12 protein-coding genes are annotated in these 13,165 nt (G+C 63.0%); 10 read left to right on the forward strand and 2 right to left on the reverse strand.

Going from position 1 to position 13,165, the window contains the following annotated elements; genetic code table 11:
• The first annotated feature begins 4 nt into the window (after window positions 1–4).
• From KF708_15855 to KF708_15870, 4 genes are all read left to right on the forward strand, one after another.
• Window positions 5–1,057 carry a tetratricopeptide repeat protein gene (locus KF708_15855; protein ID MBX3414163.1) on the forward strand — a complete coding sequence of 351 codons (1,053 nt, stop codon included), beginning with the start codon at window positions 5–7 and terminating at the stop codon, window positions 1,055–1,057.
• 122 nt (window positions 1,058–1,179) lie between these two features.
• The gene (locus KF708_15860) at window positions 1,180–2,010 is read left to right on the forward strand and encodes a MotA/TolQ/ExbB proton channel family protein (GenBank protein MBX3414164.1); all 831 of its coding nucleotides are present in this window, start codon (window positions 1,180–1,182) and stop codon (window positions 2,008–2,010) included.
• A 53-nt stretch (window positions 2,011–2,063) separates the two neighbouring features.
• The gene (locus KF708_15865; protein MBX3414165.1) at window positions 2,064–2,507 is read left to right on the forward strand and encodes a biopolymer transporter ExbD; all 444 of its coding nucleotides are present in this window, start codon (window positions 2,064–2,066) and stop codon (window positions 2,505–2,507) included.
• A 60-nt stretch (window positions 2,508–2,567) separates the two neighbouring features.
• On the forward strand, window positions 2,568–3,065 hold the full coding sequence (locus KF708_15870) for a biopolymer transporter ExbD (GenBank protein MBX3414166.1): 498 nt from the start codon (window positions 2,568–2,570) through the stop codon (window positions 3,063–3,065).
• A gap of 19 nt (window positions 3,066–3,084) precedes the next feature.
• On the opposite strand, the gene KF708_15875 is transcribed toward KF708_15870, so the two are convergent.
• On the reverse strand, window positions 3,085–4,035 hold the full coding sequence (locus KF708_15875; protein MBX3414167.1) for a tyrosine recombinase: 951 nt from the start codon (window positions 4,033–4,035) through the stop codon (window positions 3,085–3,087).
• Window positions 4,036–4,324: 289 nt separating this feature from the next.
• On the opposite strand from KF708_15875, the gene KF708_15880 reads away from it, so the two are divergent.
• The 3 genes from KF708_15880 (at window position 4,325) to KF708_15890 (ending at window position 6,061) form a co-directional block, all read left to right on the forward strand.
• Entirely contained in the window at window positions 4,325–5,263 is a 939-nt protein-coding gene (locus KF708_15880) for an SDR family oxidoreductase (protein MBX3414168.1), read from the forward strand.
• Window positions 5,264–5,295: 32 nt separating this feature from the next.
• On the forward strand, window positions 5,296–5,571 hold the full coding sequence (locus KF708_15885; protein ID MBX3414169.1) for a hypothetical protein: 276 nt from the start codon (window positions 5,296–5,298) through the stop codon (window positions 5,569–5,571).
• Window positions 5,572–5,752: 181 nt separating this feature from the next.
• Entirely contained in the window at window positions 5,753–6,061 is a 309-nt protein-coding gene (locus KF708_15890; protein ID MBX3414170.1) for a hypothetical protein, read from the forward strand.
• A 120-nt stretch (window positions 6,062–6,181) separates the two neighbouring features.
• On the opposite strand, the gene KF708_15895 is transcribed toward KF708_15890, so the two are convergent.
• A complete protein-coding gene (locus tag KF708_15895) occupies window positions 6,182–6,361 on the reverse strand; it encodes a hypothetical protein (protein MBX3414171.1) in 180 nt (59 codons plus the stop codon).
• A 409-nt stretch (window positions 6,362–6,770) separates the two neighbouring features.
• On the opposite strand from KF708_15895, the gene KF708_15900 reads away from it, so the two are divergent.
• The 3 genes from KF708_15900 (at window position 6,771) to KF708_15910 (ending at window position 13,123) form a co-directional block, all read left to right on the forward strand.
• A complete protein-coding gene (locus KF708_15900) occupies window positions 6,771–8,108 on the forward strand; it encodes an MFS transporter (GenBank protein ID MBX3414172.1) in 1,338 nt (445 codons plus the stop codon).
• A 272-nt stretch (window positions 8,109–8,380) separates the two neighbouring features.
• Entirely contained in the window at window positions 8,381–10,147 is a 1,767-nt protein-coding gene (locus KF708_15905) for an SLC13 family permease (GenBank protein ID MBX3414173.1), read from the forward strand.
• 477 nt (window positions 10,148–10,624) lie between these two features.
• Window positions 10,625–13,123 (forward strand): MMPL family transporter, encoded by a 2,499-nt coding sequence (locus tag KF708_15910; protein MBX3414174.1) that lies wholly within the window; start codon window positions 10,625–10,627, stop codon window positions 13,121–13,123.
• The last annotated feature ends 42 nt before the right edge of the window (window positions 13,124–13,165 follow it).

The following is a 13,165-nucleotide window of genomic DNA, read 5'->3' on the forward strand; positions in this document are numbered from 1 at the left end:
GACGATGTTTGCACTCCACCGATCGGCGCAGTTCCTGACCCTCGTCACGCTCGCGGCGACGTACTGCGTCTCGCCGGCGCTGGCGATCGACCAGGTCCAAACGGCCCGGGGAACCCTTTCTGGCACGCTCCGCGAGATGACGCCTCGCGAAATCAACCTCGAACGTACCGGGGGCAAGATCGAGAGCATTCCCGTCAACGAAGTGCAATACGTGCGCTTCGATGGCGAGCCGCCGCAAATGAACCTGGTGCGGAACGCGGTGCTGAACGGCCGCTACGAAGAGGCCTGGCGCGATCTCGAGAAAGTAGGAACCGATACCTCCGCCATCAAACGCGAGGAATTGAAGCAAGACATCGAGTTCTACCGGGCGTATGCCGCCGCGCAATTGGCGCTTGCCGGCAATGGCGAAATCGCCACCGCGGGGAGGCAACTGCGCGAATTCGCGCAAAAGTATCCCAACAACTTTCATGCCTACCAGACGAGCCAGGCGTTGGGGGATCTGTTGGTGGCGATCGGCCGCTACGACGACGCGCTCACGCAATACGCACAACTGGGCGAGGCCCCCTGGCCCGATTACAAGATGCGCGCCGCGGTGGCCCGAGGACAGGCCTACGCGCGTCAGAACAAATACCCCGAGGCAGAGCGGGAGTACGCCGCCGCCACGGAGATCTCGAAGAATGCCACCGGGCCACTCGTCGACGTGCAACGTGCCAGTGCCACCTTGGGACTGGCCGAATGCCAGGCGAAGAACGGCAAGGTGGACGAAGCGATCAAACTGGTCGAGGAAATCATCGCCGCGGCCGATCCCGAGATGGCCGAACTGCACGCTCGGGCATTCAACACGCTCGGTGGCTGTTACCTGAGCGCCGAGCGCAATAAAGAGGCGCTGCTGGCCTATTTGCGGGTCGATCTGCTGTACTCCAACGTTCCTCAAGCACACGCCGAATCGCTGCACTATCTGGCACAGCTCTGGCAGGCGGTGGGCAAGTCGGATCACGCGGCCACCGCACGCGAGACGTTGCAGCAGCGTTACGCCAACAGCCCGTGGAATAAGTAACTTGCCGCGTGGGGAGCTTATCTCGCGCCAAGCATCGACGGATGTACGGCCATCCGCGGCATCGGTACACTTGGCTCGCCGTGCTGTACCACGGACTCGGCATGACCTGAACGGAGAAACGCATGGATTGGGGATCGTTCTGCGAGCGGGCCGCGAAGCGCGCTTCGCTGGCCGCCGTGGTCGTGGCGATCGTGGGCTCGATCGCGGCGGCCCTGCTGATCGACGCGCACTCGGCGCTCGCGCAGGATGCCGTCGACGTCAACGTCGTGGATGTGGACGCGCCGGCCAGCGCCTCCAGCGAGCCGGGGAGCAGCGCAGAACGGAGTTGGCTGGCGTGGATGATCGAGTCGCTCGGCCCGATGTACACGACCATCTTCCTCGGCTTGAGCCTGGCGCTCGTCGCGTTGTTCGTAATGAACCTGCTTTCGGCACGTCGTGCGATGATCGTACCGCCCGGTCTCGTCAACCGCTTCGAGCGATTGCTGCGCGAGAAGAAGTTCCAAGAGGCCTACGATCTGGCCAAGAACGACGAGTCGTTCCTGGGGCACGTGCTGGCGGCCGGGCTGGCTCGTCTGACGGCCGGCTATCCGCAAGCAATCGAAGCGATGCAGGAAGTCGGCGAGGAAGAGAACATGAAGCTCGAGCATCGCTTGAGCTACATCGCGCTCATCGGCACGATCAGCCCGATGGTCGGTCTGCTGGGGACCGTCGACGGCATGATCGCTTCGTTCGCCGTCATCGCCGGCAGCACCACGCAACCCAAGCCCTCGGAACTGGCCGAGGGGATCGCGACCGCGCTCTTCACGACGCTCGTGGGGCTCTATCTCGCCATTCCGGCGATCGCCGCCTACGGCATTCTGAAGAATCGCATCGCCCGACTCGTGCTCGAAGTGGGCATCGTGGGAGAGTCGCTGTTGGAAAACTTCCAACACGTCACGCCGAAAAAGCCCTAATCGCCTCCGGCCGCTTGTCTCCGCGACTTCGCCACCTTGCAGGATCTCTCGCCATGCGTATGACGCGCCGAGCCTCGATGCCACCGGCGGAAATGGACATGACGCCGATGATCGACATGACGTTTCAGTTGATCGCCTTCTTCATGGTGCTGCTGAGCTTCAGCGAGGCGGAGATGAGCGAGCTCATCAAGCTGCCGTCGAGCGTGCTGGCCAAGCCCCCCGACGGCCCGACGGAATCGCCCCTGACGCTGCAACTGACGGAGCGCGGCACCGTGCTCTTGGCCGGCGCCGAAGTGCCGGTCGAGGCGTTGGGACCACGCCTGGAACAAGAACGCACGGTGCTCGAGCGGCTCGGCAAGAACCCCGCGGAAGCAACCGTGATCATCCGCGCCGACGCCTTCGCGCCGACCGGCGACGTGCAACAACTGATCAAGTCGTGTCAGGAAAACGGATTCGTGCGGTTCGTGCTGCGCGCCAAACAGGAACAGCGCGGCTGACGGCGCGGCGCGCTCCGTCTGTCTTTACCCCAGCCATGACGTCTTGCGACGGGAAACGACGTGCGGATACGTCATTCGACCACGAGCGGCCAGGAGAAGGTCGAGCTGCAGATGACGCCGATGATCGACGTCGTGTTTCAGCTTTTGATCTTCTTTCTGTTCAGCTTCAACATCGTGGCGCTCGAAGGAGATTTTCGCATCAAGATGCCGCAGGCTTCGGCGGCCCCGATGCCCCCCGAGCTGCCGCAACTGCCACCGATCCGTGTCCGTTTGCTGGCCGGCCCCAACGGCGAACTGGCGGGCATCCAGATGGGCGAACAGCCACTGGCCAGCTTTCGCGAGCTGCATCTTGCTCTACGGGGGCTTGTCGGTGACGCGGGGGGCCCTGCGGCCGGCGCCGACGGTCTCGAGGTCGAGCTCGATTGCGACTACGAGTTGAACTATCAACACGTCATCGAGGCGATCACCGCGGTCACCGGCTATGTGGCCGATGGCCGCATCGTGCCGCTGATCGATCGGGTCAAGTTCGCCCCGCCGCGCACGTCACCTGCGCCCTGACGCGCTTCGCGAGCCGTCGCTAGGCGCGGGGATGGAACTGCCGGTGGATGGCCTTGAGGCGAGCCTGCTCGACGTGCGTGTAGAGCTGCGTGGTGGCGATGTTGGCGTGGCCGAGCATCTCTTGCACCTGACGCAGATCGGCTCCTCCTTCGAGCAGATGCGAGGCGAACGTGTGACGGAGCGTGTGGGGGCTGGCGGTGGATGGTCCTCCGATCCGTTCGAGGTAGTGCTTTACGAGTTCCCAGATGCGTTCGCGTCGCAAGCGCATCCCGCGCCCGGTGAGCAAAAGCCAGGAGACGGCCGACTTCGATCGCGCGGCCAGGCGCGGGCGTTCATGGTCGAGGTACGAGCGCACGCTTTCGATCGCGCGGCGCCCAAGCGGCACCAGTCGTTCTTTGTTTCCTTTGCCCTGGGCGAGGCAAAAGCCCTCTTCGAGATGCACGTCGCGGACGCGCATCATCGAGATCTCCGACGCGCGGCATCCCGTCGCGTAGAGCAGTTCGAGGAGCGCCCGATCGCGCCGCCACTGACGGTCTCCCTCGCCCGGCGCCAGCAGCAATCGATCGACGAGCCGGCCATCGAGCACGTCGGGCACGCGCTGCCACAGTTTGGGGCTGCCCAACAACTCGACCAGGTTCTCGGTCAGCACACCTTCGAGTTGCAGATAGCGGAAGAAAAGCTTGAGCGACACGAGATGCCGAGCCGCCGTCGCCGGGGCGAGCTTTTGCTCGCGCAGCCAGGCCGCGTACTCGGTCAGGTCGGACAGCTTCAGTGCGACGATCCGGCGTTCGCCCAGCCAGCCCAAGAAGCGCACCAGATCGCGACGGTACGCCAGGGCCGTATTTTCGGCCAGGTGACACTCGCTCCGCAGATAGCCGATGAAGGAGGTAAGCCACACCTGCTCGCGGCGAGCGGCGGGCTCTGCCCCCACGGCGTTTCCTTTGACCGGCAACAGTCGCTTCGGAGGCATGCGCGGCGGTCGGGCGGTGGCCCAGACAATCGGTGGGGCGGGGCGGGAAAAGGGAAGAGCGGCCGTCGTGCGGATGATCGCCCCCCTATTCCGTGCCTTCGGGCGGACGAATACCCGGGCTGGAGGCAATCTACCGCCCGTTGCCCCAACCGGCGGCAGCGGACGACTCGGGTGGCTCAATTTCGAGACGACCGCTACCCTAACTGTGTGCTACTCTTCCGATTGTAGGGACCGTGCGGTCGCGTCCTGCGCGCGGTCGGTATCGAGCCAGCGAGGGAGTGCCTTACCCATGCGTGTGGTCATTGCGGGTGGTTCCGGGTTCATCGGATCGCATCTTTGCGATCGCTTTGTGACCGATGGTCACGAAGTCGTCGCGTTGGACAACTACATCACCGGCTCGCCGCGCAACACGCAGCACCTGCTCGAGTATCCGCGGTTTACGCGCATCGAGTGCGATGTGGCGTTGCCGCTGCCCGTCGAAGGCCCGGTCGACGCCGTGCTGCACTTTGCCTCGCCAGCCAGTCCCGCGGAATACCTGAAATACCCCTTCGAGACGTTGCGTGCCGGGGCCGACGCCACGTTCCGCTGTGCCGAGTTGGCGCAGCGTCACGGCGCCCGGATGCTGCTGGCCAGCACGAGCGAGGTCTACGGCGATCCGCTCGAGCACCCCCAACGCGAAAGCTACTGGGGGCACGTGAATCCGATCGGACCGCGCAGCGTGTACGACGAGGCGAAGCGTTTCGCCGAAAGCGTGACGATGGCCTACCATCGCGAGTACGGGCTGGAGACGCGCATCGTGCGCATCTTCAACACGTATGGCCCGCGGATGCAGGTGCAAGACGGCCGGTCGTTGCCGAACTTCTGCGCCCAGGCCTTGCGCAACGAACCGATCACGATTTATGGCGACGGCACGCAGACGCGCAGCTTCTGCTACGTGTCGGACCTGGTGGATGGCATCTGCCGGCTGCTCGCGAGCAACGAACACGAGCCGGTGAACATCGGCAATCCGGTCGAGATCCCGATTCGGCAACTGGTCGACGAGATTTTGGAACTCACCGGCTCGAAGAGTCCGCTGGAGTTCTGTAAGCTGCCTCAAGACGATCCGAAGCAACGACAGCCCGACATCACGCGGGCGCGGACGTTGCTCGGCTGGGAGCCGCGTGTTTCGCGCCGCGAGGGACTCGAGCGCGCCTTGGAATACTTCAAAGCCGAACTGGCCCTGGTCTAGTCGCCAGCGCCACGGCATCCAGAGGGCAAGTCATGCTGCAGTTTCTGTTGTTGCTGGTGGTGGCGTTCGTGTGCGGCAGCATCGCGCAGGGGCTGGTGGGCTACAGCCACGGCGGCTGTCTCGTCTCGATCGCGCTGGGATTCATCGGCGCGTTGCTGGGCTCTTGGCTGGCCGGCATGGCGGGGCTGCCCGATCTGATCACGATCGACGTCGATGGCAAGCAGTTCCCGGTGATCTGGTCGATCATCGGTGGGGCGTTGTTCGTGGCCGTGCTGAGTGTCTTCCGGCGTGGCGCGCCGCGCGCCTAGCGAGCGGTGCCGATGCTAAACGCCGGGCAACGTGCCCGAGCGGCGCTGGGCCAAGGGTCCAAGAAGGCGGGACGGCAAATCGACGCTGACATTCCTGGCCGGCCGGCCTATAATGCCTTGGTTTCGCTGCCCAACCAGTTGCTCGGCGATGAAAGTACGGGATTTCGCGGGGAGAGCGGACATGTTTCACCGCCAATTCAAACCCGGCGATTCGGTCATCTACCGAAAGCTGAAGCACAGCAGTCGGCCCGGCCCGCGCGCCAAAGATGTCCACCCGGCTCCCTCGGGAGACGACTACACTTACTGGGTCGACAAATTCTGGGTGGTGCGGACATCGCGGGCCGATGGCCAAATCGTGCTGCAGACACGCAGCGGCAAGTGCCATACGGTCGAGCCCGATTGCCCCTATCTCAGGCACGCCTACTGGTGGGAGCGGCTTTGGTTTCGGGCCAGGTTCCCACGGCTCGAGCGGGCCGCGGCGGCCAGCTAGTCTGCCGACGGGGTCACTCCCTCTCGAAGTGGCTCTTTGAGACGGCCCTGGGCGCAAAAAAAATCCGCGGCGTTCTCGGCACCGCGGCGGGCAAGCATTCGTCTCGGTAACGCGATCGCACTACGATCGTTCGCTGAACACCAGATCGGCGTCCATGACGAACGTCTCGCCCGTGGCGGTATCGCGCAGGGCGAGCAGATCGTCGCGAGAGGTAGTCGTTCGGATCAGGGGGCGCCGCGACACGATCAATTCGCGGTACTCGTCGACGTCGATGCGCCGACCATCAGCAACAATGCTCATACAACTCTTCTCTTCTGGTTGGGTAATGAAAGGCCCGTCATCGTGTGTTTCCTTCCTTTGGAACTCACGGAGGGTGTCAATAAGGCGGAAGCGAGCTTGATCCCACGCCGCCAGCGTTGGAATGCTAGCACCCGCTCGGGAATTCTAAACTTCGTACGGCCCCCGTTCAATCGAGGGCGGCGAATACTTTCGGGGGGTTTCCGCCCCGACATTCTAGTAGGTTGGCGGGCTTGGACTTGCAACAAGTGTGTCTGGTGGACTTTTTTCCGGGGCCGAATTTCGGCTGTCGGTTGAGGGGTGGAGAAACGGCCACTACAATGCCCCGCCAACCCCCTTAACGGCAAAGGCGGCAAACTCCCCGGCGCTGCCTCCGGACAAGCTCCTATCCCCCCTCAGCCCACGAGATCCCATGAGCACTGCGGAGAATGCGCCCATCCGGCTAACCACGGTCCATTGGCTCATTCTCATCGTGGCGTCGATCGGCTTCGCCTTCGATATCTACGAGCTGCTCATGCTGCCGCTGATCGTGCGACCGGCGCTCGAGCAACTGCTCGATACGACGGTCGGATCGCCGGAATACCTGCTGTGGGCAAAGCTGTTGTTTTACGTGCCGGCCTTTGTCGGAGGTCTGTTGGGGCTCTTGGGTGGGTATTTAACGGACATACTGGGACGGCGCCGGGTCCTGACTTGGAGCATCCTGCTCTACGCTTTTTCCGCGATGGCCGCCGGTTTCAGCACGTCGGCGGGGATGCTGCTCTTTTTCCGCTCTACGACGTTCGCCGGCGTGTGCATCGAGTTCGTGGCGGCCGTGGCGTGGCTGGCGGAGTTGTTCCCGAACCCGCGACAGCGGGAAATGGTGCTGGGTTATACGCAGGCATTCTCTTCCGTGGGTGGCTTGTTGGTGGCATTTGCCTTCTTCATCGCGACGACGTATGCCTCTTACTTACCGCCGATCTTCGGCGAGCACGAGGCTTGGCGCTACACCTTGATTTCTGGCGTCATACCGGCGCTGCCGCTGATGCTGATCCGGCCCTTCTTGCCCGAGTCGCCGGCTTGGCGCGAAAAGAAAGAGCGCGGCACGTTGCGGCGCCCCAGCTTTGGCGAGCTGTTTCAGCCGGCGCTCCTCAAGGTCACGATCGTGACGACGATCCTTTTTGCTTGCAGCTATGGGGCAGCCTTTGGTGCGATCCAGCAGTTGCCGCAGATCGTGCCCGGCCTGCCGGGGGTCAGCGAGTTGCCGCGCCCGGCGCAAATGAAAACGGTCAGCCAGGTGCAGATGTTTCAGGAGGTGGGGGGGCTCGTGGGACGAGTGGTTTTGGCCTATCTGGCCGTGCAGATCGCCAGTCGTCGCCGGCTACTGCGACTCTTCCAGGTGCCGGGACTCATCCTGGTGCCGCTGGTATTTGTCTACGCCGCGGTCACCGATCTCACGATGCTCAAGTTCGGTATCTTTCTCGTCGGGCTCGTCACCGTCGCTCAATTCAGCTTCTGGGGCAACTACCTGCCGCGCGTCTACCCGCTCCACTTGCGAGGCACGGGCGAAAGTTTTGCCGCGAACGTCGGCGGGCGAATTCTGGGAACTTCGGCAGCGCTGGTGACGATCCAACTGGCGGGCTTGATCGAAGGGCCGAATCGCGAGGCCTCGTTCGCCTACGCGGCGGCCGCCGTGGGTTTCTCGGTGTACCTGATCGGCTTCGTGGTGAGCTTCTTCCTCCCCGAGCCTGCCGACGAAAATTTGCCCGACTAATGCGGCGACTGTGCGACAGCATCACACAGTGGTCAGGGGACAGGGGACAAACTAGTGTCGAGGTTCGCGACGCGAGCACTCTTCCCGCCCGCTCGTCTGGTCCAATACCAGTACGCAAGCTGGGTAAGCCGTGCCCTAAGCCGCTATTCCGCGACTTTTGCTAGCAAGCCAGTGACCGTAACGGTTTTTCGTCAAGGAACGATTGTGGCCCGCCGAAACATTACTACAATTGTCAACATTATAAGGTAGGCCACCCGCACAATTCTCTCCCCATGACGCTCGAAGCCTGGTTCACCGTTGGGATTATCACCCTGGTGTTCCTATTACTGGCGTTCACCGCTTTGGCTCCCGACCTGGTGCTCATCGGGGGTGTTACGGTGCTCTTGGTGTCGGGCATTATCGAACCAGGGGCGGCTCTCTCTGGCCTGGCGAATGAAGGGGTCGTGGCCGTGGGGGCCTTGTTTATCGTCGGCGCCGGCGTGCGCGAGACTGGCGCCGTGAACTGGGTGGCTGACCGCTTGCTCGGCCGGCCCAAGACCGCGCAGACCGCCATCACGCGACTCATGGTCCCCGTCGCTGCCTTGAGCGCGTTCATGAACAACACGCCGCTCGTGGCGATGATGATCCCGGCGGTAAGCGAGTGGTCGAAGAAGTACCGTATCCCGGTCTCGAAGCTCATGATCCCACTGAGCTACGCGGCAATCCTGGGGGGCACCTGCACGCTGATCGGCACGAGCACGAACCTGGTCGTAGCGGGCTTTGTCGAGAAATCGAATCTGCCGTCGTTGGGCATGTTCGATATCACCTGGGTAGGTCTCCCCGCCGCGATTGCCGGCATTGGTTTCATCCTGGTAACGCAGCGTTGGTTGCTACCCGACCGGCGCGGCGCGATCAGCAATCTCGACGATCCGCGCGAGTATACGGTCGAGATGCTCGTCGCGCCCGACAGCCCCTTGGCGGGCAAGACGATCGAGCAGGCGGGACTGCGCCATCTGGAAGGGGTGTTCCTGGCCGAGATCGACCGGGCCGGCTACATCCTGGCGGCCGTTTCGCCCCAGGAGCAATTGCGCGCGGGAGACCGCCTCGTCTTCGTGGGGGTCATCGATTCGGTCGTCGATTTGCAGCGAATTCGTGGGCTTGTGCCGGCGACAGACCAGGTCTTCAAGCTCGATTCGCCCCGCTCCGCCCGCTGCCTGATCGAGGCGGTCGTCTCGAACACGTTTCCGCTGGCGGGCAAGACGATTCGCGACGGACGCTTTCGCTCGATCTACAACGCGGCCGTGATCGCCGTGGCGCGCAACGGCGAACGCCTGCGGATGAAGATCGGCGATATCGTCTTGCGGCCGGGAGACACGCTGCTGCTCGAGGCTCACCCTTCGTTCGCCGATCAGCAGAAGAACTCGCGCGATTTCTTTCTCGTCAGCCGGCTCGAAAACACGAACCCCTTGCGCCACGAGCGCGCGCTGCTCGCGCTGGGCATCTTGCTGACGATGGTGGCCGTGGTGACGTTCGAGCTCACCAGCATGCTGCAGGCCGCGCTCGTGGCCGCGGGATTGATGATCGTGACGCGCTGTTGCACGACGGCGCAAGCACGCCGCAGCATCGACTGGGAGGTGCTGCTGGCGATCGCGGCCTCGTTCGGGCTGAGTGGCGCGTTGGAAACCACCGGCGCTGCGAAATCGATCGCCGAATCGATGATCAGCGTGGCGGGTGGAAATCCCTGGCTGACGCTGGCCGTGGTCTACGCGGCGACGCTGCTGGCGACCGAATTGATTACGAACAACGCGGCCGCGGCCCTCATGTTTCCCCTGGCGCTCGCCACCGCCCAGGGCCTGCAGGTCAACCACATGCCCTTTACGATCGTCATCATGATGGCGGCCTCGGCCGGGTTCGCCACGCCCATCGGTTACCAGACGAACCTGATGGTCTATGGCCCGGGCGGGTACCGCTTCTCCGACTATATGAAGATCGGAGTGCCGCTCGACATCCTGATCGGGGTCGTCTCGGTGGTGCTCGCGCCGCTCTGCTTCCCCTTCTGAGACGGGGTGCTACCCAGCTTGCAAGTTTGACAGGATTCGGCCCAGGCGCAACCTGTCTGGAAGCATCCTTGCTGGCGAAGTGGGACGATTCGAGGGGAGTTTGCGGGCGTGTCCCCTTTCTTCGCGGGGCGGCACAGCTTGCGCGACCGGTGGAAGGCATCCATTTTGCGGCCGTTCATCGCCGGAAAACCCAATGGCGCCGATATTTGAGACGCCGGCCGATCTAGACGAAACGGGCTCGAATCAGTAGTCTCGACGTTTACTTCGCGCCGGGCAGCGCGTAGCAGATCTGGCGTCTTACCGCTGGAGTGTTTGTGGCGCATCGAAGTTGACTGGCGCGGCGCGCGGCCACACGGGTCGCCCGCACCATCGGCTCGATCTTCCACGACGTCAAGCTGACGTGTTCACTCACGAAGAGCCTACCGAACACCCCGCAAGCTGCTGCCGAATCTGCGTCACTCAACACTGGCGGACGGAATGATGAAGAAGTCGTTTTACGATCGCTATGCCTTCGCCATTATCCTGGTGGCGATCTTTTTCTTTCCGTTCGCCGGCCTGGGCGCCCGGCGGGCCCTGATGACGAACCGCAACGACGTCAAGCAGTGGCTGCCCGACACCTATGAAGAGACGCAGATCTACTCCCGCTTTGAGAAGTATTTTCCGGGCGAAGAGTTCGTGCTGGTGAGTTGGGAAGGCTGCACGCTCAACGATCACCGCTTGCCCCTCTTGGCCCGCAAGCTGCTGCTTCCCGACGGCGCGAAGAACGACCCGAAGGCGCAGTCCCTGTTTGATGAGGTCGTCACCGGCCCCGATATCTTGAAGCAGATCACCGGCGAGCCGCTGAATCTCGACCCGCAGTTGGCGCTCGATCGACTCAAGGGGTCGCTGATCGGTCACGACGGACAGCAGACTTGCTTGCTCGTCACGTTGTCGGACGCGGGCAAGCGGAATCTGCGTCGCTCGATCGACTTGATCTACGCCACGGCAAGTCAGGAATGTGCGATCCCGGCCGACGACCTGCGCATGGGGGGTCCGCCGGTCGATAACGTGGCGATCGACAAGGCGGGCGAATCGACGCTGATCCGCCTGGCCGGCATGTCGGCCATCATCGGTCTGGCCGTCTCGTGGTGGTCGCTCAAGAGTTGGCGACTCGTCGCGATCGTAATGGCCACGGGAGTCTACACCATCTTCGCCAGCATGGCGGTGGTGTGGTACTCGGGCATTCCAATGAACGCCATTCTGCTGTCGATGCCATCGCTCGTGTACGTGGCGGCGGTATCGGGGGCGATTCACCTATCGAACTACTACCGCGACACCGTGGCCGAGGAAGGGCTCGCCGGCGCCCCCGCGCGAGCGGTGCATCACGCGATGCTTCCCTTGGGACTGGCCACCGTGACGACCTCGATCGGCCTCACGTCGCTTTTCTACAGCGAGTTGGTGCCGATTCAGTTGTTCGGCATCTTCTCGGCCATCGGCGTGGTGATCGGCTTCGTGCTGTTGATCTTCTTCCTGCCGGCCGCGTTGACCCTGTTCCCCATTCCCGAGAAGCGTCTCGAGACGGGGGAATTGGCCCCGCGCGAGCCTTCGGCAGCCGACCGCTTCTGGTGGAATGCCGGCCAGTGGATCCTGAATCGCAACGGTCGCGTGGCGCTGGCCTGCCTGGCGGTGATGGCTTTCTGTGCTCTGGGCCTGCCGCAGATCAAGACGTCGGTCCACATGATGCGGTTCTTCAAGGGGAAGGCTCCGATCCTGCGGGACTATGCCTGGTTGGAGAAGCATCTCGGCGAGTTGGTGCCGATGGAGATCGTGATCCGCGTCAACGAGGAGAAGTCGGGGTTGAATTTCCTCGAATCGATGCGGCTCGTGAACCGCGTGCAGGAGCAAGTCAACGAAATTCCCGACGTCGGCAGCTCGCTATCGATGGCGACGTTCGCTCCGCCGATTCCGGAAAAAGAACCTCCCGTCAAAGGGGGCGGCATCGGCAATGTTCTTTTGCGTCGTATCGACAAGGACAAGATTCGTAATAAGAACCTGATGGAGCATATCGACGAATTTCTAGCGTCGGACTACCTGCGCCGCGACAAGGATACGAACGACCTGCTCTTCCGCATCAGTGCCCGTGTCGGCGCGCTGAAGGACGTGGACTACGCCCAGTTCATCGATGTCTTGAAAGGTGAAGTCGATCCCCTCATTGCCCAGGCGCGTGACGAAGCCGCCAAGGAAATGAAGATCGATCCGGCGGACGTGGGCCTGGAAGTGGTCTACACGGGGCTCGTGCCGATCGTCTACAAGGCGCAGAACTCGCTGCTCGACGGTTTGATCGTCGGCTTTATCACCGACCTGATCGTGATCGTCATCGTCATGATGATCGCCGTGCGAAGCTTTTCGGCTGGCCTGTTGCTGGTGGTAACGAGCATCTTTCCCGCGGTGATCGTCTTTGGCACGATGGGCTGGATGGGCTGGCTCGTCGATGTCGGCACCGTGATGACGCCCGCCGTGGCGCTGGGCGTGACGGTCGACGACGTCGTTCATTACCTGCTCTGGTACAAGCGCGGCATCGCGCAGGGGCTGAGCCGCAAAGAGGCCGTGATGCTCGCCTACAAGGGGTGTGCACGAGCCATGTATCAAAGCTGGGGGGTGATCGGTCTGGGGCTGTCGGTATTCGCCTTGAGCCCCTTTACGCCGACACAACGCTTCGGCCTGATGATGCTGACGTTGCTCACCGCCGCCTTGCCGGGCAATCTGCTGTTGCTGCCGGCGCTGCTGGCCAGCCCGCTCGGACGCTTCTTCGGCAAGCCGCCAAAGCCGGGGACAGTACCCAGCGATCACCCTGGGGTGGAGTCGTACGGCGGGGACGTGGCTTCGCAGACCCCTGTAGAGCAGCCCGCCACCGTCACGCCGCACGCGAAGGATCGCGCCGCCGCCAATGGCAATGGTTCGATTCTCAAGAAGGATCGTGCCCACCACATGCCGTGATTCAAGACAACCGATGAAGGCCGGGGCGGGGAGTTATTTTCC

The sequence above is a fragment of the Pirellulales bacterium genome (assembly GCA_019636335.1).
Taxonomy (GTDB): Bacteria; Planctomycetota; Planctomycetia; order Pirellulales; family JAEUIK01; genus JAHBXR01.